The sequence below is a fragment of the Cryobacterium gelidum genome (genome assembly GCF_004403985.1).
Lineage (GTDB): Bacteria > Actinomycetota > Actinomycetes > Actinomycetales > Microbacteriaceae > Cryobacterium > Cryobacterium gelidum.
Genome location: NZ_SOHL01000027.1, coordinates 142,077 through 167,114 on the forward strand (window position 1 = coordinate 142,077; position 25,038 = coordinate 167,114).

A 25,038-nucleotide genomic window follows, 5' to 3' on the forward strand; every position below is an offset into this window, starting at 1 on the left:
GATCAAGCGATGTTTCGAGTAGGGCGGCCGGGACTTGAACCCGGGACCGACGGATTATGAGTCCGCTGCTCTAACCAGCTGAGCTACCGCCCCAAGAGGCACGACCGCACGGTCGCACCCACAGATGTGTGACTACTCGGGCGACTGTGACGAAGCCCCGTTGGTGACCAGATCGCTCACCGGCTCCCCACGATACAGGCATTCGAATGTGTTCAGAGTGCGCTTGATGTCGTGTGCGGCGATGAGTTTGAGCGACTCCCGCTTGAGTGCCGTCAAACGTTCCGGGGAGGCGGTGAGTACCACGGTCAGTTTGTCCGCCAGATCCTGCGCGTCGCCCGGCTTGAACAGGTAGCCGTTGTTCTCGTCGTGCACGAGGTGGGGTAGCGCCATGGCATCGGCAGCGACGATCGGCAGTCCGGAGGCCATGGCCTCCATCGTGGCGATGCTCTGTAGCTCGGCAATGGACGGCATGGCAAACACGGTAGCCCGTGAGTAGGCCCCGCGCAGCTCGTCATCCGTCACGTAACCGGTGAACGTGACGCGTGAGCGGATGCCGAGCGTGTCGGCCAGGTGCTCCAGGTTGCGTTTCTGATCGCCCCCACCGACGATCTCGATCTGGGCGTCGAGCTCGGGCGACAGTAGCGCCGCCGCCTGCAGCAGCACGTCGATCTGCTTTTCGCCGGTGACGCGACCGACGAAGAGGATGCGGTTTTCCGTGCGAGGCTCGAAGTTGGGTGCGTAGTTGTCAGCGTTGATTCCGCAGGAGATGGCACGCACACCGGTGAGACCGGTGTACTTCTCCAAAAACTGAGCGGCCCGCCGGGTTGGGGTGGTCACGGCTGCAGCGCGCCCAAATGTGCGCCGCGCAGCGCGCCAGGCCGCCTTGATCACCCGATCTTGCAAGCCGACTGGCACGAGGGAAAACTTCACCATGTTCTCGGGCATGAAGTGGTTCGTGCCGACTAAGCGAATGTTGCGCTTGGCCGCTTCGATGGACACGCCGCGCCCCACATTGATGTGGGATTGAAAGTGCACGACGTCGGGGTGGAATGAATCGAGAATGCGCCGGCTTTCACCGCGAATCAGCCACGGCAGGGCGAAGCGCAACCAGTCGTGCGGGTACCAGCGCCAGCTATGCAGGCGGTGCACCACCATGGGCTGACCCTCGTGCATTTCGGTCCAGCTGCCGTGCTTCCGCGACGGGGCCGGGGCCATGATCTGAACCTCGTGGCCGCGGGCTACCAGCCCGGCGGCCAGGCGCTCGGCAAAGCGGGCAGCACCGTTCACATCGGGTGCAAAGGTGTCGGCGGCGATGAGGACACGAATCCGAGGCTTATCGGACGGCGCACGCGCGGCGCGCTCGGGCGCATTGCCCAGGGTTGGGCTGCTCAGCAAGTCGGTCGAATCTGACAAGTGGAGTGGTCCCTACGTTGTTGGGCCGGGGTCATCATCCGGCAGGAGATCTCGGGTGCGCTCGTCAAAATGACGCGGCGCACTCGAACCCTATTCTAAACCGTGCCCACCGCGCGGGGGCCCGCACCGTGGTGGCCCAAAAATTTCGCGGGTCAGCGATCGAATTGAGGGTGGTACCGCGCCAATAGGAACACACCCCAAATTGCGACAGCACCGGCAAGGACGAAGGCGACCGCAGCTGCAGGGGGTGCCTGACTAGCCTCGCCGAGCACGACGATTCCGATACCGACAGCGACGAGCGGGTCGACAACGGTGAGCCCCGCAATCACGAGATCCGGTGGGCCCGATGCGTAGGCATTCTGCACAAAATACGCCCCTAATACGGCTGCAAGCAATAGACCGAGCACACAGGTCAGGGTGAGCCACTCGAAGTTTCCGTGCTGGGTGCGATTGATGACGACCTTGGCCAGTGTCGCCACGAAACCGTAAAGCACACCGGCACCGAGAATGTAGAAAATCGCCTGCGACCGGCGGCGCAGAAACCCGAAAGCAAGTGCAAATGCCAGCAGAACGGCCGCGAGAACGATGAGGATGGTCACCAGGTTTTGGTCGGTGACCGGCCTGTCGACGGCGGTGAACGCCGCCACGGTGACGAACAGGCCAACCCCACCCACGCACATGGAGATGGCGATGATGCTCGCACGATTGAGCTTGACCTTGCTGACGCGGGCGTTCAGAACGGCGGTGATGACGAGGGCAACCGCCCCGAGCGGCTGCACAACGATGATAGGGGCGAACGCGAGACTCGTGAGTTGAAACACGATTGCGAGCCCGAGCATGAGGGAACCGAACACCCAGGACGGCCGGGCCAGCAGCAGGGTGAGCTGGCGCACGTTGAGCCCGCCGGTGACCTCGCCAGTGAACGACTCGACCTTGTTCACGCCGCGATGCTGAAATTGAGCGCCGAGGGACAGGAAGACGGCACCAACCAGGGCCAGCGGAATTCCGATGGCCTGCCGCGGATCAATGGCGATTTCTGTCGCCAGATCGGTTAGGTCAGTGATCACTTGATGACCCTATCGACAAGCTTGACGATATTCTGGAGAAATGGCCGTACGCGCGATAGTAATTTCTGGTGAACCCGTTCTCCACTCCCCCGCCGCTCCAGTCGTCGATTTTGACGATAGTTTGCGCGAGCTGGTGGAAGACATGTTCGAGACGATGGACGCCGCACCGGGGGTAGGTCTCGCCGCCACGCAGGTGGGTGTCGGGCTGCGCATCTTCACCTACAGCTACCAGGACGACGATGACGTGTCATGGCGGGGCGTGGCGATCAACCCTGAGTTATGGATCACACCGGTGTCTGCCAGGCCCGTGGATGACGAAGATCTCGACGAAGACGAAGGCTGCCTGTCATTTCCGGGCGAGCGGTTTCCACTCAAGCGAGCCGAGTCCGCCATCCTGCGGGCTGTCGACGCTGAGCAGCGGCCCTTTGAGATTCGAGCGGACGGCTGGCTTGCCCGCATCTTTCAGCACGAGTATGACCACCTCGACGGCACGCTGTATGTCGATCGTCTCGAGCACGTCTACACGAAGATGGCAGCCAAGGTTGAACGCAAGAAGAGCTGGGGTGTGCCGGGGTTGAGCTGGACGCCGGGCGTCGACAACCTCGAAGGCTGACAGCAGGCCGCGAGTGAGGCGGCCAGGTTAGTGCGCGCAAGTCTGCGGTGATCGGCGCGGCCAGTAGGGCCAGGGCTGATAGGCCGTCAATGGATGCCCATCGGGTAGTGGCTACCCGGTCATCGAGATAGATCCACGCCGTGCACGCCGTTGTGAAAGCGCAGCGACGGAAACACGGCTGACACCGAGAAACCCAGCCCGGGAACCGTTCCGGCATTGAACACACCGCCAAATAGCTGGGCGCGCTCACGCATCTGCGTGATTCCGGGGCCTGCAATGCTTTCGCTGAGGGCCTTGAGGTCGTCCTCGATCGTGTACGGGGTACGTGCGGCCTGTTCGCCGGCCTCTTGGCCGTCACGGCGGGCTGCGGCACGGATGCCGTCATCGTCGACGAGGAGCTGCAAGCCGTCCCGGGTCCAGGTGAACGACACCCGCGCTTCGGTGCCGACGCCGCCGTGCTTGAGCGCATTCGAGAGGGCGCTCTGCAGAATGCGGAAGATGGCGAGCTCAGCGCCCGCTTTGAGGGCAAAGCGCTCGCCCGATTCGATGAAACTCACCACGAGTCCGGCGTCGCGCATGACGCGAAACAGGTCGCGGGTCGACTGTGGGCCGGGCTGCAGTGCACCGACGGTCTCACCCTCGCGCACGATCGTCACGACGCGGCGCATGTCGGCAAGGGCCGCGCGGCCGTCATCAACGAGCGCGATGGCCGCACGCACTGCCGTGGAGGGGTCGCTTTCGGCGGTGTAGCGAACGCCTTCGGCCCGGGTAATGAGTCGGGCGATGGTGAGCACCGCGCCATCCTGAAGCTCACGAATGATGGCCAATCGCCCCTGTTGCTCAGCGAGGGAGAGTTCCAGTTCGATGCGCACGCGCTCGGCGGCGTTGCGATCGAAGATGACCCGGCGCGAGCGCAGCAGGGTGATGGTCCAGAGCACGAGGAGCGTTCCGGACAGTACCCCGAGCGTCGATATCAGAAATTGCGAGAAATCCACGCGGACCACCACTTCTTGTGCCGACGCCATGGCGCACTGTGAAAATTAGGAAGAACTTTCTTGCCTGCACGAAAAGTACCCACAAAAAAGGCCACCCGGGGTGGAGCCCTGAGTGACCTTTCGCTCCCCGACTTGGACTCGAACCAAGAACCTGCGCATTAACAGTGCGCTGCTCTGCCAATTGAGCTATCGAGGAATGCTTGAACAGCGTTGTTACTTTACCAAGGTTTCTTGTTGTGCCAAAACCAAGTCGGGTTCCGATCGGCTCCGATGACGCAGTTTTGACGGCTGAAAACCCGCGCAGCCCGCGGAAAGTGGGGCAGCAGCAACAGTTGAGCAGTCTCGTGCGCGAAAACACGGTCGGGCGTGTCGGCCCGGCTGCGACCGTTCCTGCTCGAAACTGGGCGCCAGCGGTCGCGGTATTCCTAGCTGCCGACGGCGGCATCCGTTTGATTGCCGGTACTGGGTGGCTCGCCGGCGACGAGCGACTCGACGTCGGGCTCAGCGACTGTGGGCTGCAGGGCGGCGGCGAGTTCACGCACGTAGGGGTGCCACGGGTCCCGAAAAACGTCGTCGATGGTGCCGAGGCCCACCAGCACACCCTGATGCATGACGCCGATCCGATTGACGACCCGCTGCAACACGGCCAGGTCGGAGCTGATCACGAGCGCAGAAAAGGAGCGCTCCTGCTGCAGCTCGCTGATCAAGTCAACCACGGCGTCGCGCACCATGACATCAACGCCCGCCGTGGGCTCGTCAGCGATCAAGAGTTCCGGTCCGAATACGAGAGCACGGGCCAGCGCCACCCGCTGCCGTTGACCACTGGAGAGCTCGTAGGGATACCGACCGAGAAGGGCCAGCGGCAGGCGCACCGCATCGATCATGGTGGCAACCTGGGCGCCGAGCGCACGACGGTTGTAGCGTCGATCCCGTTCGAGTACCGGCTCGGCGACAATCTCGGCCACCGTCATGGTCGACGGCAGGGTATCGGCGGCATCCTGGGCCAGCAGCCCAACTCCGAAGGTGAGCCGGGTCAGCTTGCGCTTACTGATGCGGCGGAGCCCATACCCGAGTACGGTCGCCTCTCCCCCGGTGATCTGCGGGCGGATGCCGGTGGCGTCGCTCGCGAATGCGTCACCGGAGAGCACCCGGGCGAGGGTGCTTTTGCCTGAGCCGCTCTCACCGAGCAGACCCACTACCTCCCCCGGGGCGATGCGCAAAGTGAACCCGTGCACCGCGACGAACGCCGGACTGGCGCCGTGCGGCGGGTATTCGATGGTCAGATCACTCGTTTGGATCGGGGGAACGGATGCCGCGCCGTGCTTCATGCGGTCTATCCCGCCGCACGCAGGACGCGGAGTTCATTCCGGCGCAGCGCTTGTGCGGCCGGATCGGGAACCGGAAGCGAGGCAAGCAGACGCTGGGTGTAGGGATCCTTCGGTGCACCGAGCACTTCGGCGCCGGTGCCTTCCTCGACCAGTTTTCCCTTGTAGAGCACGGCAATGCGGTCGGCGAGAATATCGACGACGGCAAGGTCGTGGCTGATAAACAACGCCGCGAAGCCGAACTCCTTCTGCAACTCGGCGAAGAGTTCGAGAACCTTCGCCTGCACTGACACGTCGAGCGCGCTCGTCGGTTCGTCCGCGATCAGCAGGCTCGGCTCCAGCGCCAGACCGCGGGCCAGGCTCGCTCGTTGGCGCTGGCCACCGCTGAGCTCGTGTGGGTAGCGATCGCCATAGGTGCGCGGTAGCTGCACTGCCTCGAGCAGTTCGTTGACGCGGGTACGTGCTGCAGCGGGGTTGGCGGCGCGACCGTGCACGACGAGGGGTTCGGCCACGCACTCCGCGATCGTCAGCAGCGGGTTGAAGCTCGAAGCCGGGTCTTGAAAGACGAAGCCGATATCGCTGCGCACCTTCTTGAAGGCGCGCTCCTTGAATCCTTTCATCTCGTGGCCGAGCACGGTGAGGGAGCCGTCAGTCACCCGCGTGAGGCCGGCCATGGCGCGGCCGATGGTGGTCTTGCCCGACCCGCTCTCACCGACCAGACCGAGCACTTCGCCGGGCCGGATGATGAAGCTCACCCCGTCGACGGCGGTGAATCCGGGTTTGCCGAGCCGACCCGGGTACTGAATTTTCAGGTTGTCGGCGACGACGACCGGTGTCTCGGCGGCCCAACCCGGTTCGCGGGCGAGTGCTCGTGCGGTGGCCCGAATGGTGCCCTGGCCGACGTGCGGCACCGAGCCAAGCAGTCGCTTGGTGTAGTCGTGCTGCGGATTGGAGAACAACGCCTGGGCAGAGGCTTCCTCGACGACCGTGCCCTCGTACATGACGGCGACGCGGTCGGCGAGGTCGGCGACGACACCCATATTGTGCGTGATCAGCACGATGGCCGTGCCGAATTCGTCGCGGCAACGGCGGAGCAGATCGAGGATCTCGGCCTGCACTGTCACGTCCAGTGCGGTGGTCGGCTCGTCAGCCACGATCAGCCCCGGGTCGAGTACGAGGGCCATGGCGATGACGACGCGCTGCTTCTGCCCGCCGGAGAACTGGTGCGGGTAGTAGTCGACGCGGCTCTCGGGGTCGGGGATGCCGACCCGGCCGAGAATTTCGATCGCCTTGGCGCGTGCCTGCTTCTTGGTGAATTCACCGTGGGCGCGAATGCCCTCGGCGATCTGCCAGCCGACGGTGAACACGGGGTTCAGTGCCGTGGACGGCTCCTGGAACACCATGGAAACGTCCGTTCCACGCAGTTGGCGCAGCTTCTGCTTACTGACGGCGAGAACGTCGTTGGAGTCGGCGCCGTCTTTACTGCTGAGGATGACGGCGCCGTGGGCGGTCGCGGTCTCCGGTAGCAGACCGAGGATGGTCTTCGCGGTGACGGTCTTGCCGCTGCCGCTCTCCCCCACAATGGCGAGAACCTCGCCGGGGGCGACGCGCAGAGTGACGCCGTCGACGGCTTTGACCGCTCCGCCGTCGGTAGCGAAGGTCACGTTGAGATTGTCGATGCGAACGACGTCGGGCAGGGAGCTCATTATTTGGCCTCGAATGGGTCGTCGTTCGGATGTGGGTCGGGAGCCAGCGGGCCGGTCTCGAGCCCGTCGATACCGCCGGGGCCGGCATCCAGGGTTCCGCCGGGGACGACGCTGGTGGCGGCGACGACGCCGGTGTTCCCCGGGGCTCGGCGGCTCCGCAGACGCGGATCCGCGAGGTCGTTGAGGCTTTCTCCCACGAGGGTGATGCCGAGAACCACGAGCACGATGGCGAGTCCCGGGAACAGGCTGGTCCACCAGATGCCACTCGAGACGTCGGAGAGTGACTTGTTCAGGTCATAGCCCCACTCGGCGGCCGACGATGGTTCGATGCCGAAGCCGATGAACCCCAGTCCGGCCAGGGTCAGCAGTGCCTCGGAGGCATTGAGAGTGAAGATGAGCGGAAGGGTACGGGTGGCGTTGCGCAATACGTGACGGAACATGATGCGCCCGTTGCTGGCACCGAGCACCCGGGCGGACTCCACGTAGGCCTCGGCCTTGATCCGCACCGTTTCGGCCCGAATCACGCGAAAGTACTGCGGGATGAACACGACGGTGATCGAGATTGCCGCGGCGAAGATTCCGCCCCACAGGTCGGAGCGGCCGCCAGAGATGACGATACCCATGACGATCGCGAGCAGCAGTGCCGGAAAGGCGTATACGGCGTCGCAGACGACGACGAGTACCCGGTCCAGCCAGCCGCCGAAGTAGCCGGAGACGAGGCCAAGGGCCACACCGGCGAAGATAGACAGCACGACGGCAATAACCATGACGGCGATCGCGGTCTGCGAACCCCAGATGACCCGGGAGAGCACGTCGTAGCCACCGACTGTGGTGCCGAGCAGATGTGCCCCGCCGGGCGCCTGCTGAGCTCCGAAGGTGCCGTTGTCATCGCGCAACTGGCTGTAACCGTACGGCGCCAGGAGCGGAGCGAAGATCGCGGTGAGGATGAAGACGCCGGTGATGACGAGGCCCACCACGAGCATGCCCCGTTGCAGGCCGATGCTCTGGCGGAACTGGTGCACGACGGGCAGCCGAGTCCAGAGCGGAGCCTTGGGGGCGAGCATAGTTGCAGCAGTCATGGCTAGTACCGCACTCTCGGGTCGATCAGTGCGGCAATGATGTCCACAATGAAGTTGGACAGGGCAACGATGACGGCGAGCAACGCGACAATGCCCTGCACCGCCACGAAGTCGCGGGCCTTGATGAATTCAATGAGCATGAACCCGAGGCCCTTCCATTCGAAGGTGGTCTCGGTGAGCACGGCCCCGCCGAGCAGCAATGCCACCTGCAATCCGATGACGGTGATGATCGGGATGAGGGCCGGCCGGTAGGCGTGCTTGCTGACCAGTCGGAATTCATTGACCCCACGGGACCGGGCAGCATCAACATAGTCGGTGCCAAGCGTGCCGATGACGTTGGTGCGCACGAGGCGAAGGAATACGCCAGCCGTGAGGAGGCCCAGTGCGAGCGCGGGAAGCACGGCATGCAGCAGGACATCAGCGAAGACAGCAGGATTACCGGTCTTCAACGCGTCGATGAAGTAGATGCCGGACTTGTCGGGGAGAAATTGCATCTGCAGTTCGGAACCGACCGTGGCGCGGCCGGCCACCGGCAGCACATTGAGCCAGACCGCGAAGACGAGCTTGAGCAGAAGCCCGGCGAAGAACACCGGGGTGGCGTAGCAGAGGATAGCGAAGACGCGCAGGAAGGCGTCGGGTGCCTTGTCCCGCCAGTAGGCGGCGACCAGGCCGAGCGGGATGCCGACGATGAAGGCCACAATGAGCGCGTAGAACACGAGCTCAGCGGTTGCAGAGCCGTAGGTGAGGAGCACTTCGGACACCGGACGATTGGTGCTGATGGTTGTACCGAAATTGCCCGTGAAAATCTGGCCAAGGTACTCGAAGTACTGGATCAGAATGGGCCGGTCGTAGCCAGCCGCGCTGATGAGTTTGGCGAGCTGATCCGGGCCGAGTTTTCCGCCGAGCGCCGCGGTGATCGGGTCACCCGTCGTGCGCATGAGCCAGAACACCATCGACACCAGGATGAAAATGGTGGGGAAGATGAGCAGGAAGCGAAGGAGGAGATAGCGGCCTATTCCACCGCCCGGGCTGGTTTTCTTCTTGGAACTACGCCCGGCCGCCGGTACGGGCGCTTTCATGGCCACAGTGGTCATCAGTACCTCACAATTGCACAAAGAATCGGGGGCATCCAGCGACTGCATCGCTGGACACCCCCGGTGATCAAACTATGAAAACACTACTCGAAGGTCGGTCTAGCCCTTGGACAGCGCACCGTAGCGGAACTTGAACGACGCGTCGAGCGTGTCTTTGGTGCCGGAGATGTCGGGACCGGTAATGGCGACCTGAGCGCCCTGAAGCAGGGGGACGGTCGACAGCTGGGCGGCCACCTTGTCCTGAATTTCCTCGATCAGTGCGGTCCGCTCCGCGGGGTCTGTGGTTATGGCCTGCTTCTTGATCAGGGCAGTGACATCGGCATCGTCGTAGTGATTCTTGAGGAAGTTGCCCTCAGCGAAAAACGGCGACAAGTAGTTGTCAGCATCGGAGTAGTCCGGGAACCAACCCAGCTGGTAGGCGGGGTAGACGTCGGCCGTGCGGTCCTTGGCGTACTGAACCCATTCGGTGGACTGCAGACTCACGGCAAACAGACCGGATGCGTCCAGCTGGTCTTTGATCAGCGCATACTCGTCGCTCGAACCCGGACCGTAGTGGTCGGCGTTGTACTGCAGGTTCAGTGCGATCGGAGTAGTGACGCCGGCTGCAGCCAAATCGGCGGTCGCCTTCTCGATGTCCGGTCCGCCGTTGCCGTCGCCGTAGAGGACCTTGAGGGACTCCGTGGCACCGGTCATGCCAGCGGGAACGTAGGAATACAGCGGGGTGTAGGTGCCCTTGTACACCTGATCGGCGAGCTCATTGCGGTCAACAACATCAGCAACGGCCGCGCGAACGGCGAGAGCCTTGGCCGGGTCGGCTTCAGCTGTCGTCGCGCCGAACGGCTGGGTGTTGAAGTTGAAGGTGATGTAACGGATCTCTCCACCGGGGCCATCGACCACCTTGACCGCGTCGTTGCCGCGCAGGTCGTCGATGTCGGTCGCCGACAGGCTGCGCCAGGCGACGTCGATGTTACCTTCCTGAACGTCGAGCTTCAGGTTTGAGGCGTCGGTGTAGTACTTGACGTTGATGACATCCGACTTAGCGGGGCCGAGCAATCCCTGGTATCCCTTATACGCCTTGTAGGAGAGGAGATTGTTGAAGTTGTAGCTGGTTAGAACGTACTGGCCGGCGAAGGCTTCAGCGGCCACGATGTCATTGTCGGGCGTCAGCGCGCTGGCAGAGAAGGAGTCTTCGTCTACGAGCACTCCGGCAGGGCTGGACAGGATCTGCGGAAAGATCTGGTCGTTCCCAGCCTTGAGCGTGAAGACGACCGTCGTGTCATCGACGGCGTTGGTGCTGTCCAGGTTGTAGAGCAGGGACGACGGACCGTTGTCAGCAGCGATCGTCAGCTGGCGGTCGAAGCTGAACTTGACGTCGGACGCGGTGAGCGCATTGCCGTTGGCCCATTCGAGGTTTGGCTTGAGGACGACGGTGTATTCTGTCGGCGACGTGAACTCCGCACTGACCGCGATGTCGGGTTCGACATCCGCGGTGCCGAAGGCGCTGTTCATCAGGAACGGGAACACCTGGGTCTGCACGGCGAAGGACCCCGCGTCGTAGGAGCCAGCGGGGTCAAGCGTGGTGACCTTGTCGGTGGTGCCGATGGTGATCGGGCCGCCCGCGGAGTCGGGGGTGGTGGTGCTTCCCCCAGCCGCGCAGCCGGATAGAACCAGTGCTGCGACCGCGAGGCCGGTTGTGGCAACGAGCGCGCGCTTGCCGTTGGTAAATGCGGATGTCATATCCGTCGTCCTCTTCCTGTCGGAGTCCCATGACCAGGAGCGCCAAAGAGAGGCACAGCTGGACATTGCTGTTAGGTAAGAATTAGCACAGAATTCGCAGACGGCAACGATCCGGCGCAGCTTCTTTACATATCTGCAACAAACTCGGGCTCATGTGTTGCAGTGTGAGGTGGCCGGGTCATTCCTCACGGAGGGCGCGGCGCTCGGCCTCGACCCGCACGAGTTCACGCTGCAGGGTGCGGTAGATCTCGGTGTCGCTGGCATCCGCCCGCCGAAGGCGACCGAGCAATTCTGCCTTCAGCCGGAGAAGGTCCTTGTCAATCAGAACAATCGTGATCTCGCGCACGTAACGGGCGACGTCTTTCTCGGTGCGCTCCGGAAGGTTCGCCATGGCAAGTTCCTGCACGAGGTTTTTGAAGGTGTCCGGCACCTCGGAGACCACCCGATCGAGCCAGTCGGGCGCTTCGAAATGCGCGAGACTGGCGGCCATGGCGTCCCGCACGACGGCGAGCGACGTGTTGGTGAAGGATGTCTGCACCGCGCTGTCGAGGATGTCTCGGCCGATCAGTGTCGGCCGCTGAAGCATGGCCATCAGGCCATCACGTTCCAGCCGGGTGACCGGGTCGCCGGGGAGTTCGACCAGGGAGAATGGGCGTTCTGCTGGCGCTTCGACCGCGCCGGCATGACGAGGCGCGTTCGCGCCACCGCTGGCCGACGAGCGTGCCCCGGACTGGGCGTTCGACACGGCCTTGGCGACTTCGCCCATGTCGACCCCGAGCATGCGCGCGAGCTCGCGCGTGTAACCGGGGCGCAGAACGGGGTCGCGAATGTCGCCGACGATGGGGGCGGCAGCGCGGAGGGCCGCCGTACGACCCTCGACGGTGTCGAGGTTGTATTGGGAGAGGATCTGCCGAATCATGAACTCGAACATCGGCTTCTTCGAGTCGACCAGTCGGCGCACGGCATCGTCGCCGCGCTGCAGGCGCAGGTCGCAGGGGTCGAGTCCTTCCGGTCCAACGGCCACGTAGGTCTGGGCGGAGAAACGCTGTTCCTCGCTGAAGGCGCGCATGGCGGCTTTCTGACCGGCAGCATCCGGGTCGAAAGTGAACACGACTTCGCCGACGCCCGAGTCGTCGCCGAGGACCCGGCGCAGGACCTTGATATGGTCGACGCCGAACGACGTGCCGCAGGTGGCGACGGCCGTGGTGATGCCGGCCAGGTGGCAAGCCATGACGTCGGTGTAGCCCTCGACCACAACGACCTGGTGGCTGCGGGAGATGTCCCGTTTGGCGAGGTCGAGGCCGTACAGCACCTGGGCTTTATGGTAGACCGGCGACTCGGGCGTGTTGAGGTATTTGGGGCCTTTGTCGTCGTCGAGCAGCTTGCGGGCGCCGAAACCGATCGTCTGCCCGGTGATGTCGCGAATCGGCCAGACCAGGCGACCCCGAAAGCGGTCGTAGATGCCACGGTCGCCACTCGAGACCAGGCCCGAGAGGGTGAGTTCTTCGGTGGTGAACCCGCGACCGCGCAGGTGGTTCGTCAGCTCGTCCCAGCTTTTCGGCGCGAAGCCGACCCCGAACCGGGTCGCCGCCGCGGCGTCGAAGCCGCGCTGACCCAGGAAGGCCCGGCCGACCTCGGCACCGGCGCTGCCGAGCTGATCGACGAAGAAGTCAGAGGCCGCCTGGTTGGCGGCGAGGAGCCGCGCACGGTTGCCGTGGTCGGGGGCAGCGCCGGAGCCGTCCTCATAGTGCAGGTCGAGGCCGACCCGGCCCGCTAGACGCTCGACGGCCTCGCTGAAGCTGACGTGGTCCATTTTTTGCAGGAACGAGTAGACGTCGCCGCTTTCGCCGCAACCGAAGCAGTGGTAGAAACCAACCTGCGGCCGCACGTGGAAGCTCGGGCTGCGTTCGTCGTGAAAGGGGCAGAGGCCCTTCATCGATCCGACGCCGGCCGACTTCAGGGTGACGTAATCGCCGATGATGTCGGCGATATTGGTGCGGGCCTTGACCTCTTCGATATCGGTTTGTCGAATCAGTCCGGCCATGCCTCAATTATATCGTCTCGGTGCGACGGCCTCCGGTCACGAGGCGGCCGGAGCTTGAGGCCGTGCCGCTAGCCCTGCACGAGGCGCTCATACCAGGCCAAGGCGGACTGGTCGGTCAGGCTGGCGACTTGGTCGACGATAACGCGCTTGCGGGCCGCATCGTCGGTGGCAGCATGCCAGTCTTCCCGAAAACCGGGATCGAGGTGTTCGTCGCCCGACTGGTGCAGCGTCTCAGCGAGCAGGGTGAGCACCTGGCGTTGCTGCACGTAGATGGGTTTGCGGGTGTTGCGGGTCATGACGAAGGCGGCGACGATGCCCTTGAGTACGGAGATCTCGGCTTGGATCTCGCGGGGTACGATCACGTTCGCCCCGAACCGCAGCATGCTGGCACCGGGGTGCGCATGCTTGGTGGCGTGCACCGCGGCCCCACTGAAGCGGCCGATGAGCTGGCTCGTGAGGTTCTTGAGGTGACCTTGGTCGCGACGTCCGGCGGTCCAGGAGTCCATCCAGACGTCGAGGGAATCGAGCCGATTGAACGCCATCGCGAGGTCATCGGCACTGGTTGCGTCGCCGATCCATTCCGACATCGTGGCGAGGAGCTCGTCATGGTTGGTGCGGCTGCTCAAGGCCGCCACGTCTACATATCCATTGACGATGGCGTCTTCGAAGTCGTGCACGCTGTAGGCAATATCGTCGGAAAGGTCCATCACCTGGGCCTCGATGCAGAGCTGGCGGTCGGGCGCTCCCTCACGCAACCACTCGAACGCGGCAATGTCCTCCTGATAGAACCCAAATTTGGCGCGCCCGCTGGGGTCGTAGACCGAGGACCCCTCGGGCCAGGGATACTTACAACTCGCGTCGAGGCTTGCCCGGGTGAGGTTCAGGCCATAGCTGTGCCCGTCGGGCCCGAACACCTTGGGCTCCAGCCGGGTGAGCAGGCGCAGAGTCTGGGCGTTGCCCTCAAAACCGCCGATATCTTCGGACCAGAGATTGAGTGCTTTCTCCCCGTTATGACCGAATGGCGGATGCCCGATGTCGTGCGCGAGGCAGGCGGTATCGACGATGTCGGGGTCGACGTTGAGGCGCGCTGCGATCTCCCGTCCGACCTGAGCAACCTCGAGCGAGTGAGTCAGCCGGTTGCGGGCAAAGTCGAGTCCGGCCGTGGGGCTGAGCACTTGCGTCTTGGCCGCGAGCCGCCGCAGGGCGCTCGAGTGCAGCAGGCGCGCGCGGTCGCGCGCGAAATCGCTGCGCCGCGAGTCGTGCTCCTCGGGAAGCCAACGGGCCTCGTCGATCTCGCTGTATCCGGTCTTATTAGCCACCGCTGGTGTCCCCTTCGCCCTCGGTCAAATTCAGTCGTTGCGCACCGACGAGATCCTGCGAGTCGAGCCAGTGCTCGGGCAGCGACGGTTTTTTCGGTGTCCCCGCCCGACCCCGCGGACCTTCGACGTCGGCGCCCGGGTAGGGCAATGAGGCGTCGAGGGTGCCGAGCAGATCGTCGAGCTGCGCAAGGGACTGCACCATGGCGAGGCTCGCACGCAGGTCGCCGCCCACCGGGTAGCCCTTGAAATACCAGGCAACATGCTTGCGTATGTCGCGGCAGGCGCGGTCCTCGCTGTCGAAGAATTCGGTGAGCAGTTCGGCGTGGCGGCGAAAAGCGTCGATGACCTGCCCCAGGCCCGGCTCGGCTTTGATTTTCTCGCCGCGGAACGCTGCAGTGAGATCGCCGAACAGCCACGGACGGCCCAGGCAGCCACGCCCGACAACGACGCCATCACATCCGGTCTCACGGACCATGCGCAGGGCATCATCTGCTGACCAGATATCACCGTTGCCGAGCACCGGAACGTCGTTGATGGCGTTCTTGAGCTTTTCGATGGCGGACCAGTCAGCGTGGCCGGAGTAGAACTCGGCGGCCGTTCGACCGTGCAGGGCAATGGATGCGACGCCGGCTCCTGCGGCGGCCTTGCCGGCTTCGATGTAGGTGAGGTGGTCGGCGTCGATGCCTTTGCGCATTTTCACGGTCAGGGGAATCGGGCCGGCCGCGATGACGGCCGCTTCGACAATCTGACGGAACAGGCCGGTCTTCCACGGCAGGGCCGCTCCTCCGCCCTTGCGGGTGACCTTGGGCACCGGGCAGCCGAAGTTGAGGTCGATATGATCGGCGCGATTCTCGGCGACGAGCATGGTCACGGCTTCGGAGACCGTTTTCGGGTCAACACCGTAGAGCTGGATGGAACGGGTGGTTTCGCTTTCGTGGTGGGTGATCAGCCGCATCGTCTCGGTATTGCGTTCCACGAGCGCGCGCGAAGTGATCATTTCGCTGACGAACAGTCCAGCGCCGTATTCGCGGCACAGTCGACGGAAGGCCGTGTTGGTGATGCCGGCCATCGGCGCGAGCACGACGGGCACATCGAGCGTGAGCGGACCGATCCGTAGCGGTGTGATCAACGCCGACGGGTCGACGGTGGGGATGCGTGAAGTCATGTTGCTCCAATTCTCCCAGAAAGCGAGGGAACCGCGAATCGGCCGGGACGGCAGCTGCGGCGGCACACAAAAGCGCAACTGCCGGGCCCCGTCGGGCGGGCCATGCGACAGCTACGCTTTCGTGAAATGGGGCTGGGGTTAGCTGCAGCAGCCGCCACCGCAGCACGAGCCGGCGGCATCATCCGTTGTCGCCTCGGTTTGTCCGAGGAGTTGGATCGTGGGTCGTTCCGCTGCGTCGGTGTACACCGGCGGGACGGTAGAAGTGGTGTTGGTGTCGCTCATGCGGTTTTCTCCTCTGATTTTTCGGTGAGTATCTGGTTGAGAGCCTGCGTAAAAGTAGCAGGATCCTGCGCGCCGGAGATGCCGTACTTGCCATCGATGACGAAGAATGGAACGCCTTGGATACCGTATTCATGAGCCTGCGCAACATCTGCCTTGACATCGGCCAAAAAGTCGTGCGCGGTCAACGCCTGCACGACGTCGGCACGATCGAGACCGATTTCCGCGGCCAGATCGGCCAGGTCCTCGATACGGCCGATGTGACGCCCATCGATGAAGTAGGCCTTCAGCAGGCGCTCCTTCATGTCGAGTTGGCGACCGTGTGCCTTGGCGTAGTGCAGCAACTCATGGGAGATGACCGTATTGGTCTGGTGCACCGAATCGTAGTCATAGTGCAGGCCGACGCTCTCGGCGATGCCGGTGACACGTTCGAGCATCTCGGCGACTTGTGCGAGCGACATGCCTTTTGCCTGGCTCAGATACTCCGACGGTGTGCCGTCGTAATCGACCGGGGTATCGGGGGCTAGCTCGAAGCTGTGATATTCGACCTCGACCGCACCGTCGAATTGCGCGACTCCGGCTTCAAATTTACGTTTCCCGATGTAGCACCAGGGGCACTGCACATCAGACCAGATGTCGACCTTGATCGGATCGGTGCCCGTGGATGCGGGCGCTGCTGCATTGGTGGATTCCGTTGTACTTGTATCAGTCACACTCAGTTGAACGGGACTCCACACCGTCGTATTCCCACCCGGAAATACGTGGAGGGTGCGTTCAGGCCGTGGGAGTGTCAACCGCGCCGCCATACCGCCGGTTGCGGGCGGCGTACAACTCAACGGCGTGCCAGAGGTCCACCCGGGTAAAGTCCGGCCAGAGCTGGTCGAGAAAGACCATCTCCGCGTACGCGCTCTGCCACAGCAGAAAGTTGCTCGTGCGCTGCTCCCCCGAGCTGCGCACGAACAGGTCGACGTCGGGCAGATCCGGCACGTAGAGCTGCTTCGCGATGGCCTTCTCGGTGATGCCCGATGGCTTCAACCTGCCCGCGGCGACGTCCTCGGCCAGCGCGCGCACGGCATCCGTTATCTCGATGCGACCGCCGTAGTTCACGCACATCGTGAGGGTGAGCACGTTGTTGCCGGCGGTGAGCCGCTCGGCAAACTGCAGTTCGTTGATGACGGATGCCCACAGCTTCGGCTTGCGCCCCGCCCACTTGACCCGAACGCCCCACTCGTTGAGTTGATCGCGACGGCGATGCAGAACGTCGCGGTTGAAGCCCATGAGGAAACGCACCTCGTCGGGCGAACGCTTCCAGTTCTCGGTGGAGAAAGCGTAGACGCTGAGGTGCTTGACGCCGATCTGAATGGCACCGGCGACGACGTCGAGCAGGGCTGCCTCGCCGGCCTTATGTCCCTCGATCCGGGTGAAGCCCTGGCCGTTGGCCCAGCGGCCATTGCCGTCCATGACGACGGCGACGTGCTCGGGTATCACCTTGCGGGGCAGTGCGGGCGGGTACAGACCAGTCCAGTCGAGCGGTTTGAAGGGAACGGCGTCTTTGTGCGTGGATCCTTTGTGGCCGAACAGACTGGCCATCATCGGGCGACGTGTTCCAGCGAGCGAAGTCCGCGGCCCAGGTGCCACTGCGTGTAGGCAGCGACGACGCCCGCCGCCTGGCCTTGCGTGCGGTCCGGGCTCGCGGCGGCGTGCTCCCAGTCGCCGGTGAGCAGCGCGCTGAGCAGGCCGATCGTCGCCGGGTCGAGCCGGGGTGAGCCGGGGGGCGCGCAGGCATCGCAGACGATGCCGCCAAGCTGCACGACCATGGCACTGTGCTGCCCGAGGGCGCCGCAGCGCGCGCAATCCTGAAAGCTCGGCGCCCATCCGGCCATCGACACAGCGCGCAGCAAATAGGAGTTGAGGGTCAAGTGGGAGCCGTGTTCCTGGCGGGACAGCGATCGCAGCGCGCCGACCAGCAGCAGGTATTGCTGCAGCGACCCTTCGGATTCGGTGAGCTTGTCGGCGGTTTCCACCATGACGCTCGCGGCGGTGTAACTGCCGTAATCGGCGGTGATCAGAGCGCCGTAGGAGCCGAGGGACTCGGCCTGCGTGATGATGTCGAGGCTGCGGCCTTCGTAGAGCTGCACGTCGGCGACCATGAACGGCTCGAGGCGGGCACCGAATTTAGAGCCGGTGCGCCGCACCCCCTTGGCGACAGCGCGCACTTTGCCGTGCTGCCTGGTAAGCATGGTGACAATGCGGTCGGCTTCACCCAGCTTGTGGGTGCGCAGCACGACAGCTTCATCTCGGTAGACAGGCACAGATAATTATCCCACCTCGCCGGGGTGAGAACGGTCACGACTGGCGTTCCCCGAAACCCAATGGCATCTGGACACTGAAAATTTGTCACTAGTCGCTCCTGGCTCTGGTTTTTCGGACCGTACGGGGGGAGACTTAAGGGCACTTAGTCCCCGTGGTATGGAGGTTTTTCATGAAACCAGTCCAGGGCAGTTTGCCCGACATTATGCCCGTGCTGTCACGTGGCAAACATCGCAGTCCAAAGAGCGGCGGTTGCTTCATGGAATTCGCCTCCTATCTCGCTGGCGAGTCCTGGAGCGACCACCCCGCCTGCACCCATCCGGTGCTCGCCTCGCTCGCACGCATGGTCAACGATTGCACTTCCAACGACGCCAGGTCGCGGCTCGCCCTGCTGATTCCCTCGGTGATCGGCGTGACGGGCTCTGATCGGCGAGTTGAGGTCGTCGTTGCGTTACGTGCCGGGTGCGAAGCGCTCCCGGTGGCGAGCCTGGAACGCCAGCGCGCACTCGCCGTGGGGGTTCTCACCTGCGAACGAAACACATCCGTTCTGGACCCGGCATTGGCTGAGCGCGTGCGCCCACTCATTCGGGCCGCGCTCGATGAGGCGCCCGATGCCGAACGCTGGGCCCGCGACTTTATCGGCAGCGTGCATTCCTGGTCGCACACCAAGTTCACACCGCGCACCGCCGACACGATCATTCGCGTCGCGGTACAGGGTGTCGGAGAGGCCTGCATCGCCGACCCGGACGCCCGGCTCTACACGCTGCTCGAACACACGATCGATGACTGCCGCGCCCTGTTGGGGGCGCGCACGACCGATCGAACGGTGCAGCTCCCCGCGCTGGCCTGATCCCCGTGCAGGCCTGATCACCGCGCATTCGATACATTACATCCCCGACCGCACCCGGATGGTGCAACGAAAGCCCAGACTCGGAGGGACGAGCCTGGGCTTTCGTGTGCCGCTGTGTGCGAACGGATGCTGCGGCCTCAGACGGTGGCCAGCTCCAGGTCGCCGACCTCGGCACGGATGCCACGGTTGACCGCGGATACTACCGACTTGAGCGATGCGGTGGAGATGTCGGCGTCGATGCCGACACCCCAGTAGCGCTTGCCGTTCACGTCGAGCTCGACATAGGCGGCCGCCTGCGCATCGCCTCCAGCTGAGAGCGCGTGCTCCACGTAGTCGAACAGGGTGATCGTGATGCCACGCTCGGCCATCACCCCGAGGAACGCGTTGATCGGGCCGTTGCCGGAACCCGTGGCCTGCGCCACGGCGTCGCCGTCGCGCAGTTCAACCGAGAGGTCAACCGTTCCGGACAGGTCGCTCGACGTGCGGGTGGAGTGCAGTTCAAACCTGCCCCACTTGGCGTCCGGGTTCTTGATCGTGGCCGGCAGGTACTCGTCATTGAAGATGTCCCAGATCTGCTCGCTCGTCACCTCACCGCCTTCGGCATCTGTTTTAGCCTGCACAACGCCGGAGAATTCAATCTGCAGTTTGCGCGGCAGGTCGAGGGAGTGGTCGGTCTTGAGCAGGTAGGCGACGCCGCCCTTGCCGGACTGCGAGTTGACCCGAATCACGGCCTCGTAGCTGCGACCGAGGTCCTTCGGATCGATCGGCAGGTAGGGAACGGCCCAGACCAGGTCGTTGACGGTGCAGCCCTGCGTGGCGGCGTCGGCAGCCATGGCCTCGAAGCCCTTTTTGATGGCATCCTGGTGTGATCCGCTGAACGCGGTGAAGACCAGGTCGCCGGCCCACGGATTGCGTTCGGGCACCGGCAACTGATTGCAGTACTCGGCGGTGCGCTTGATCTCGTCGATGTTGCTGAAGTCGATTTGCGGGTCGATTCCCTGCGTGAACAGGTTGACGCCGAGAGCGACGAGGTCGACGTTGCCTGTACGCTCACCGTTACCGAACAGGCAGCCTTCGATGCGGTCAGCACCCGCCAGGTAACCCAGCTCGGCGGCGGCGATGGCCGTTCCGCGATCGTTGTGCGGGTGCAACGAGATGAGAATATTCTCGCGCTGGGTCAAATGACGGCTCATCCACTCAATGGAATCGGCGTACACGTTGGGGGTGGCCATCTCAACGGTGGCTGGCAGATTGACGATGACCTTGCGTTCCGGGGTGGGCTCGAGGATCTCGACGACCTGATTGGTGATGTCGACGGCAAAGTCAAGCTCCGTGCCGGTAAAGCTCTCTGGAGAGTACTCGTAGTAGATGGTCGTGCCGGGAATCGTGGATTCCATCTGCTTGCACAGGCGAGCTCCGAACAGGGCCAGGTCGATGATGCCCTGCTTCTGCTCACGAAACACAACATTCCGCTGCAAAATGCTCGTGGAATTGTAAAAGTGCACGATGGCCTGCTTGGCGCCCGTGATGGACTCGTAGGTACGCTTGATCAGGTGTTCGCGGGCCTGCGTGAGCACCTGGATGGTGACGTCGTCGGGGATGGCGTTCTCGTCGATGAGACTGCGCACAAAGTCGAAGTCGGTCTGGCTCGCCGAGGGGAACCCCACCTCAATCTCCTTGTAACCCATGCGCACCAGAAGATCGAACATGATGCGCTTGCGCTCGGGGCTCATCGGGTCGATCAGCGATTGGTTACCGTCACGCAGGTCGACCGCGCACCAGCGCGGGGCAACCGTGATGTGTTTGCTCGGCCAGGTGCGGTCGGGCAGGTCAACAAAAAACTGCTCGTGGTACGGGCGGTAGCGGTGAATCGGAAGGGCGGATGCGGTCTGATTATTCTTCATGGTCCTGTTTCCTCGTGGGTGTCGTACAGCCAACGACGAACTCCGCGACGAGGGAGGCCTTCAGATTAGGACTCGTCGCGGCAGCTAAGGAGGAGCGCAGCCTTCAACACGATTTCAGGCTAGCACCGTTTGGCACCGCTGATATAACCGGATGCAGCCGCCCATTTGCCAGCGGATGTCACTGGCCATGTCCGCGCATCAGGGTCACGACGTCGCGCACCGAGAGGCTTGGCAGGTAGGCCCGAGCCAGCGCTAGTCCGATCTCCGGAAGAGCGACCGGGTCGGAGAAGGCCATGAAGACCGGGGCAAACTCGGGCTGGAATTTGCGTTTGAACAGCAGCAACGACCGAAATCCATAGACCGGTTCGAGGCTGCGGCCGAGATAGTCCAGCAGGCGGTCGGCAATTCCACCCTGCCGTGACCCGGCGGACTGGGCGAGCGGCGCGACGGACAAGCTGAGAAACTCAATGTGCGCGCTCTCCTGCATCAGCTCAGCCGTTCGCGCGATCAGAAACTCCATCACACCGTTGATGCTGTCGGGCCGACGCCGCATGAAGTCCAGGGTCCAGCCGACTATGGTGCCGTCCCGGTAGGAGGGCAACCAGCTGGTCACGGCGTGCACGCGGTCTGCGCTGTCAACGGCGAGCATGAGGCGCACGGCGGGGTCCCGCAGTTCGTCGAGGCCGCCGAGGGTGAACCCCAGTTCGGGGAGTTCCTTCTCTTGGACCCACTGCTCCGAGATCTCCGCGATTTGGGTCGTCGCCGCTGGCGACAACTCCCGGTAGCTCGTCCACACCGCCCGCACACCGGCGCGGTCGGCCCGATTGATCGATGAGCGGATGTCCTGCCACTTCTTCCCCGTGGTACTCCAGCTGCTTGGGCGCAGTAGCGTTTCCTCCCCCACCTGCATGGTTTGCCACCCCATACTGTCGAATACGGGGTGCCAGCTCTCGTGCAGGCTGTAGAACACCGCCACCCAGCCACGGTCATCGCACATGCGAGCGAAGGAAGTGACGGCGTCGGACGCCTCTGAGGGTGGTCCGACCGGTTCCGACGTGGTGATGGCGATGCCGTTCACGACGCGGTAGGCGATCGCGGTGCGTCCGCTCGCTGTGAACCACAGGGAGTTTCCATTCCAGGTGGTCATGAACCCGAGCGATCCGCCGCCGTGGGCGGAGAGGAGGGTGCGCAGCCGCCCCGGGGCGTCGCCGGTCGGTCCGACGGACGCGCTCCGCAGGCAGATGATAGCTCCGACGAAGACGACGATCCAGAACGCAGCGCCGACACCGTGGTACAGGGCCGTGGCGAGGGGGTCGATCGGAAGAAAGGACACCCGCTCCAGACGCAGGAAGCCGACAGGGACGAACCGTTCGGGGACATCCACCAGCAGGTCGAGGAGGTTCACCGCGGGTCGGAAATGGTCGCGGAGCAGCCAGCCGACACCGATATAGAAAATGGTGAGGGCGGCGAAGCTGCCGACGGTGACCAGCAGGAACCGCCGCCGCTGGCCGGATCGGGAGGCGATCGAAAAGCGCCGCAGGTTACCGAGGATGACAAATGCCACGGCAAGGGGGACGAGCACGGAAACCACGAGAATGAGCGTGACCTCCCAGTACCGGCCGGATTGCCACTGCCACACATAGGGCTGCCCGGAGATGGGCAACAACCCGTAGTACCAGGCGGCGAGGAGCGCCAGCCCGGTATTGATGCTGATGGCCAGCCACGCGGCAAACCGCCGCCCGCGAGCGAGGCCGAAGGCGGCAACGACGAGGGTGAGAAGCGGCAGCAGGCTGACCAGCACGGGACCGGCTCCGCCGATGCGTTCCAGGCTGAGTTCCTGCACGCACTGACGGGTGACGTCACCGAGCAGGCACCGGTCGACGATCTCTCCCGCCGTCGGTCTGTCCTGGGTGAGCAGCAGGCCGAGCGGCGCGAGCAGACCGAACCGGGCTCCGGAGTAGATGGTGATGACCGGGCCGACCGCGACCATGCCCACGATGGCGGCCAGCAGGGTGCGGGTCTCGTGGTCGGAACTGCGCCGCCACGACGCGACACGAACTGCCGGGCGAAACAGCCAGCCGATACCGAGCCCAACCGCCACGGCCAGCAGTCGGTACAGGTCGGAGGGCTGCCCGGAATACAGAACGAGCACGAGCACGGTCGACAACCCGAGCACGCGCATGCGCCGACGCCAGAGTGGACCGGCGAAATAACTGGCCACCATAGCGCTGCCCAAGATGGGGGTAAAAGGGTCAACCGCCCACAGCTCGCTCACACCCCGTGACCACATCTCCCCGCCCGCCACGCCGAGATACTGCACCCCGAGACCGATCGTCGCACCCAGAATCGATGTCGACAGAAAAGCGATCACGGTGCGGCGGGTGCCCATCATCCGTTCGGCGAATCCGAATATAATCACCGCGCCAGCCAGCGCCAGCACCAGTTCGGCGCCGTTGTCAACGAAGAACACCGAGGTCAACGGCGACCACCAGTGACCGCTTTCGATGACCGACTCGTAGCCGGTACCGAGGAGTAGACGGATGTCTCGCGACGGCCCGGTGATCACCCCACTGACGAGTGCCACGCCGAGCAGTGATACGGCATAGGCGACGGCGAACGGCCGCTGGCCGGCAAACCGTCCAAGGGAACCGAACACGTCGCGCCGCATCGGGCGTGATCTGGTGGGGTCACGCTTTCCGGAGTCGTTCTCGATTTTGGTTCCGGTCATCCTGTCATCCCTACGCTGTCGGGCGCAAGCAAACCGGTGCGGGCTGCAATGATGGGCAGGGCTCTGGTCCAGGCGTAGTCAACGGTGTGCCAGTCGTGGGCCGTGCCGGGGGAAACGAACAGGTGGGTATCAACGCCGGCGCCCGCGGCGGCGTCCGCGAGCGTGCGCACCCCGGGCAGAAAGCGCGGGTCACCGTCGCCGGCGACGAAGATCGCGCCGAGCGCGGTGTACGGCGCGTGCGCGGCCAGGATAGCGACGGGTGCTGCCGCGGCGTAGGCGGCGGCGTCACCGTCGAAACCGGCTGCCACCGTATGCGCCTCGCTTCCGTTTTTAGGAACAACCTCTCCCGCGATGTCCAGAATAGAACCGAACAGTTCCGGATGCGCGGCTCCAAGTTGAATGGAACAGGTGCCGCCCTGGGAGAAACCGGCGATGGTCCAGGCACTGGGCTGATCTTTCACGTGCAGGTGCGCGCGGATCCAGGCCGGGACATCGATGGTGAGGTAGGTGTCTACCCGGCCGAGCGCGGAATTCACGCACATTGGATTACTACTAGGAGAACCGAGCTGGTCGGGAACCACGACGATGGGAGCCAGGCCGGAGTGCGCCTTGGCGTACCGGTCAAGAATATTCGCCAGACCGCCGGCCGTAAACACGTCGCTCGGGCTACCGGGTTGGCCCGAGAGCATCACGACCACCGGCAGCGCAGCCGGGTTGGTCCCCGTTGCCGCTGGCGGCAGGTACACCATGGCGGAACGGGCGGCGAATCCCGAGACCGTCCCCGGGATGGTGACGGTGCCGACAGTGCCGGTTGAGGCGACAGTGGTACCAGCGGTGCTCGCTGCTTGCGCGTCCCCCCGCGCAGTGGCGAGCGTCTGGGAGAGTGGCTGGAAGGCGTCCAGACCGAGAGCAACGCGCACGGTGGGAAACTCTCCGATATCGGCGTTGATCCCGGCCGTGGCGCTCAGCAGGCAGAGCGGCAGGGCACAGATGGCGATCGCTCGCCTCCATCGAGGCTGGCCGCGCAGATTCAGCAGCACCATCGCGACGCCGGCCAACAGGGCGACGGCCCAGAGCCGGGTCCCGGTCGACAGTGACACGCCCCACGGATCCCAGACATCACTGATGAACCAGGCCAACACCCAACCGGTGGCTGCGCCCACCAGGGCCCCACTGACGGTGACGACGGCGCGACGCACACCGGTCGGGTTGAGTAGCACGAAAAGCAGCGCAAGAACGGTGATGCCGTACAGCGCAGCGAGTAGCGGTGCGGCCGTGAGGCTGACATCGAGCGGGCTGAAGCTGAGGGGGCTGACGTCGGGCAGCAGGGATTTCATCCGGGACCTCCGGTAATACTGTGCCCTACGCCGTCGTCAGCCCGGCAGCGACGGGGTCAAGTCACTGCTTCAT

Annotated in this window: 20 protein-coding genes and 2 tRNA genes; 2 read left to right on the forward strand and 20 right to left on the reverse strand. The window is 64.1% G+C overall.

The window, feature by feature from the left end:
• Nucleotides 1-19 precede the first annotated feature (19 nt).
• The 3 genes from E3T50_RS13765 to E3T50_RS13775 form a co-directional block, all read right to left on the reverse strand.
• Nucleotides 20-93: transfer RNA gene (locus tag E3T50_RS13765), tRNA-Ile, on the reverse strand.
• 39 nt (nt 94-132) lie between these two features.
• On the reverse strand, nt 133-1,413 hold the full coding sequence (locus tag E3T50_RS13770; RefSeq protein ID WP_134552662.1) for a glycosyltransferase: 1,281 nt from the start codon (nt 1,411-1,413) through the stop codon (nt 133-135).
• 152 nt (nt 1,414-1,565) lie between these two features.
• Entirely contained in the window at nt 1,566-2,480 is a 915-nt protein-coding gene (locus E3T50_RS13775; RefSeq protein ID WP_134552664.1) for a DMT family transporter, read from the reverse strand.
• Nucleotides 2,481-2,520: 40 nt separating this feature from the next.
• On the opposite strand from E3T50_RS13775, the gene def reads away from it, so the two are divergent.
• Nucleotides 2,521-3,093, forward strand: coding sequence for a peptide deformylase (gene def / locus E3T50_RS13780; RefSeq protein ID WP_134552666.1), 573 nt, complete (start codon nt 2,521-2,523; stop codon nt 3,091-3,093).
• A 119-nt stretch (nt 3,094-3,212) separates the two neighbouring features.
• Here def and E3T50_RS13785 read toward each other — a convergent pair whose 3' ends face one another.
• The 14 genes from E3T50_RS13785 to recO all read right to left on the reverse strand — a co-directional run bounded on the left by E3T50_RS13785 (nt 3,213) and on the right by recO (nt 18,148).
• On the reverse strand, nt 3,213-4,088 hold the full coding sequence (locus tag E3T50_RS13785; RefSeq protein ID WP_134552668.1) for a sensor histidine kinase: 876 nt from the start codon (nt 4,086-4,088) through the stop codon (nt 3,213-3,215).
• 123 nt (nt 4,089-4,211) lie between these two features.
• Nucleotides 4,212-4,284 (reverse strand) — tRNA-Asn (locus tag E3T50_RS13790).
• A 229-nt stretch (nt 4,285-4,513) separates the two neighbouring features.
• A complete protein-coding gene (locus tag E3T50_RS13795; protein ID WP_134552670.1) occupies nt 4,514-5,416 on the reverse strand; it encodes an ATP-binding cassette domain-containing protein in 903 nt (300 codons plus the stop codon).
• A 5-nt stretch (nt 5,417-5,421) separates the two neighbouring features.
• Complete coding sequence (locus E3T50_RS13800) at nt 5,422-7,119, reverse strand: dipeptide ABC transporter ATP-binding protein (protein ID WP_241990929.1); 1,698 nt, start codon at nt 7,117-7,119, stop codon at nt 5,422-5,424.
• Nucleotides 7,119-8,198 carry an ABC transporter permease gene (locus tag E3T50_RS13805; protein ID WP_134552672.1) on the reverse strand — a complete coding sequence of 360 codons (1,080 nt, stop codon included), beginning with the start codon at nt 8,196-8,198 and terminating at the stop codon, nt 7,119-7,121. Before E3T50_RS13805 ends, E3T50_RS13800 begins: the two co-directional genes overlap by 1 nt.
• A 2-nt stretch (nt 8,199-8,200) precedes the next feature.
• Nucleotides 8,201-9,292 (reverse strand): ABC transporter permease, encoded by a 1,092-nt coding sequence (locus tag E3T50_RS13810; RefSeq protein WP_174844760.1) that lies wholly within the window; start codon nt 9,290-9,292, stop codon nt 8,201-8,203.
• Between the two features lie 99 nt (nt 9,293-9,391).
• Nucleotides 9,392-11,029, reverse strand: coding sequence for an ABC transporter substrate-binding protein (locus E3T50_RS13815; RefSeq protein ID WP_134552674.1), 1,638 nt, complete (start codon nt 11,027-11,029; stop codon nt 9,392-9,394).
• A 178-nt stretch (nt 11,030-11,207) separates the two neighbouring features.
• Nucleotides 11,208-13,073, reverse strand: coding sequence for a DNA primase (gene dnaG / locus E3T50_RS13820; RefSeq protein ID WP_134552676.1), 1,866 nt, complete (start codon nt 13,071-13,073; stop codon nt 11,208-11,210).
• 68 nt (nt 13,074-13,141) lie between these two features.
• Nucleotides 13,142-14,392, reverse strand: a complete 1,251-nt coding sequence (locus tag E3T50_RS13825; RefSeq protein ID WP_134462876.1) for a deoxyguanosinetriphosphate triphosphohydrolase — start codon at nt 14,390-14,392, stop codon at nt 13,142-13,144.
• Nucleotides 14,385-15,557: a tRNA dihydrouridine synthase DusB gene (gene dusB / locus E3T50_RS13830; protein ID WP_134552678.1), complete on the reverse strand. Its 1,173-nt coding sequence runs from the start codon at nt 15,555-15,557 to the stop codon at nt 14,385-14,387. Before dusB ends, E3T50_RS13825 begins: the two co-directional genes overlap by 8 nt.
• A gap of 138 nt (nt 15,558-15,695) precedes the next feature.
• On the reverse strand, nt 15,696-15,839 hold the full coding sequence (locus E3T50_RS16290) for a hypothetical protein (protein WP_166784312.1): 144 nt from the start codon (nt 15,837-15,839) through the stop codon (nt 15,696-15,698).
• Nucleotides 15,836-16,549 (reverse strand): DsbA family oxidoreductase, encoded by a 714-nt coding sequence (locus E3T50_RS13835; RefSeq protein ID WP_420898737.1) that lies wholly within the window; start codon nt 16,547-16,549, stop codon nt 15,836-15,838. The genes E3T50_RS16290 and E3T50_RS13835 overlap by 4 nt, the downstream gene beginning before the upstream one ends.
• Nucleotides 16,550-16,610: 61 nt before the next feature.
• Nucleotides 16,611-17,429: an isoprenyl transferase gene (locus tag E3T50_RS13840; RefSeq protein ID WP_241978428.1), complete on the reverse strand. Its 819-nt coding sequence runs from the start codon at nt 17,427-17,429 to the stop codon at nt 16,611-16,613.
• A complete protein-coding gene (gene recO / locus E3T50_RS13845) occupies nt 17,426-18,148 on the reverse strand; it encodes a DNA repair protein RecO (RefSeq protein WP_134462882.1) in 723 nt (240 codons plus the stop codon). The genes E3T50_RS13840 and recO overlap by 4 nt, the downstream gene beginning before the upstream one ends.
• A gap of 170 nt (nt 18,149-18,318) precedes the next feature.
• Here recO and E3T50_RS13850 point away from each other — a divergent pair, with 170 nt between their 5' ends.
• The gene (locus E3T50_RS13850) at nt 18,319-18,996 is read left to right on the forward strand and encodes a hypothetical protein (RefSeq protein ID WP_198417995.1); all 678 of its coding nucleotides are present in this window, start codon (nt 18,319-18,321) and stop codon (nt 18,994-18,996) included.
• Nucleotides 18,997-19,133: 137 nt separating this feature from the next.
• Here E3T50_RS13850 and leuA read toward each other — a convergent pair whose 3' ends face one another.
• From leuA to E3T50_RS13865, 3 genes are all read right to left on the reverse strand, one after another.
• Entirely contained in the window at nt 19,134-20,900 is a 1,767-nt protein-coding gene (gene leuA / locus E3T50_RS13855; RefSeq protein ID WP_134552682.1) for a 2-isopropylmalate synthase, read from the reverse strand.
• 178 nt (nt 20,901-21,078) lie between these two features.
• Nucleotides 21,079-23,628: a bifunctional lysylphosphatidylglycerol flippase/synthetase MprF gene (locus tag E3T50_RS13860; protein WP_241990930.1), complete on the reverse strand. Its 2,550-nt coding sequence runs from the start codon at nt 23,626-23,628 to the stop codon at nt 21,079-21,081.
• Nucleotides 23,625-24,965, reverse strand: a complete 1,341-nt coding sequence (locus tag E3T50_RS13865) for an alpha/beta hydrolase (RefSeq protein ID WP_134552684.1) — start codon at nt 24,963-24,965, stop codon at nt 23,625-23,627. Before E3T50_RS13865 ends, E3T50_RS13860 begins: the two co-directional genes overlap by 4 nt.
• Between the last annotated feature and the right edge of the window lie 73 nt (nt 24,966-25,038).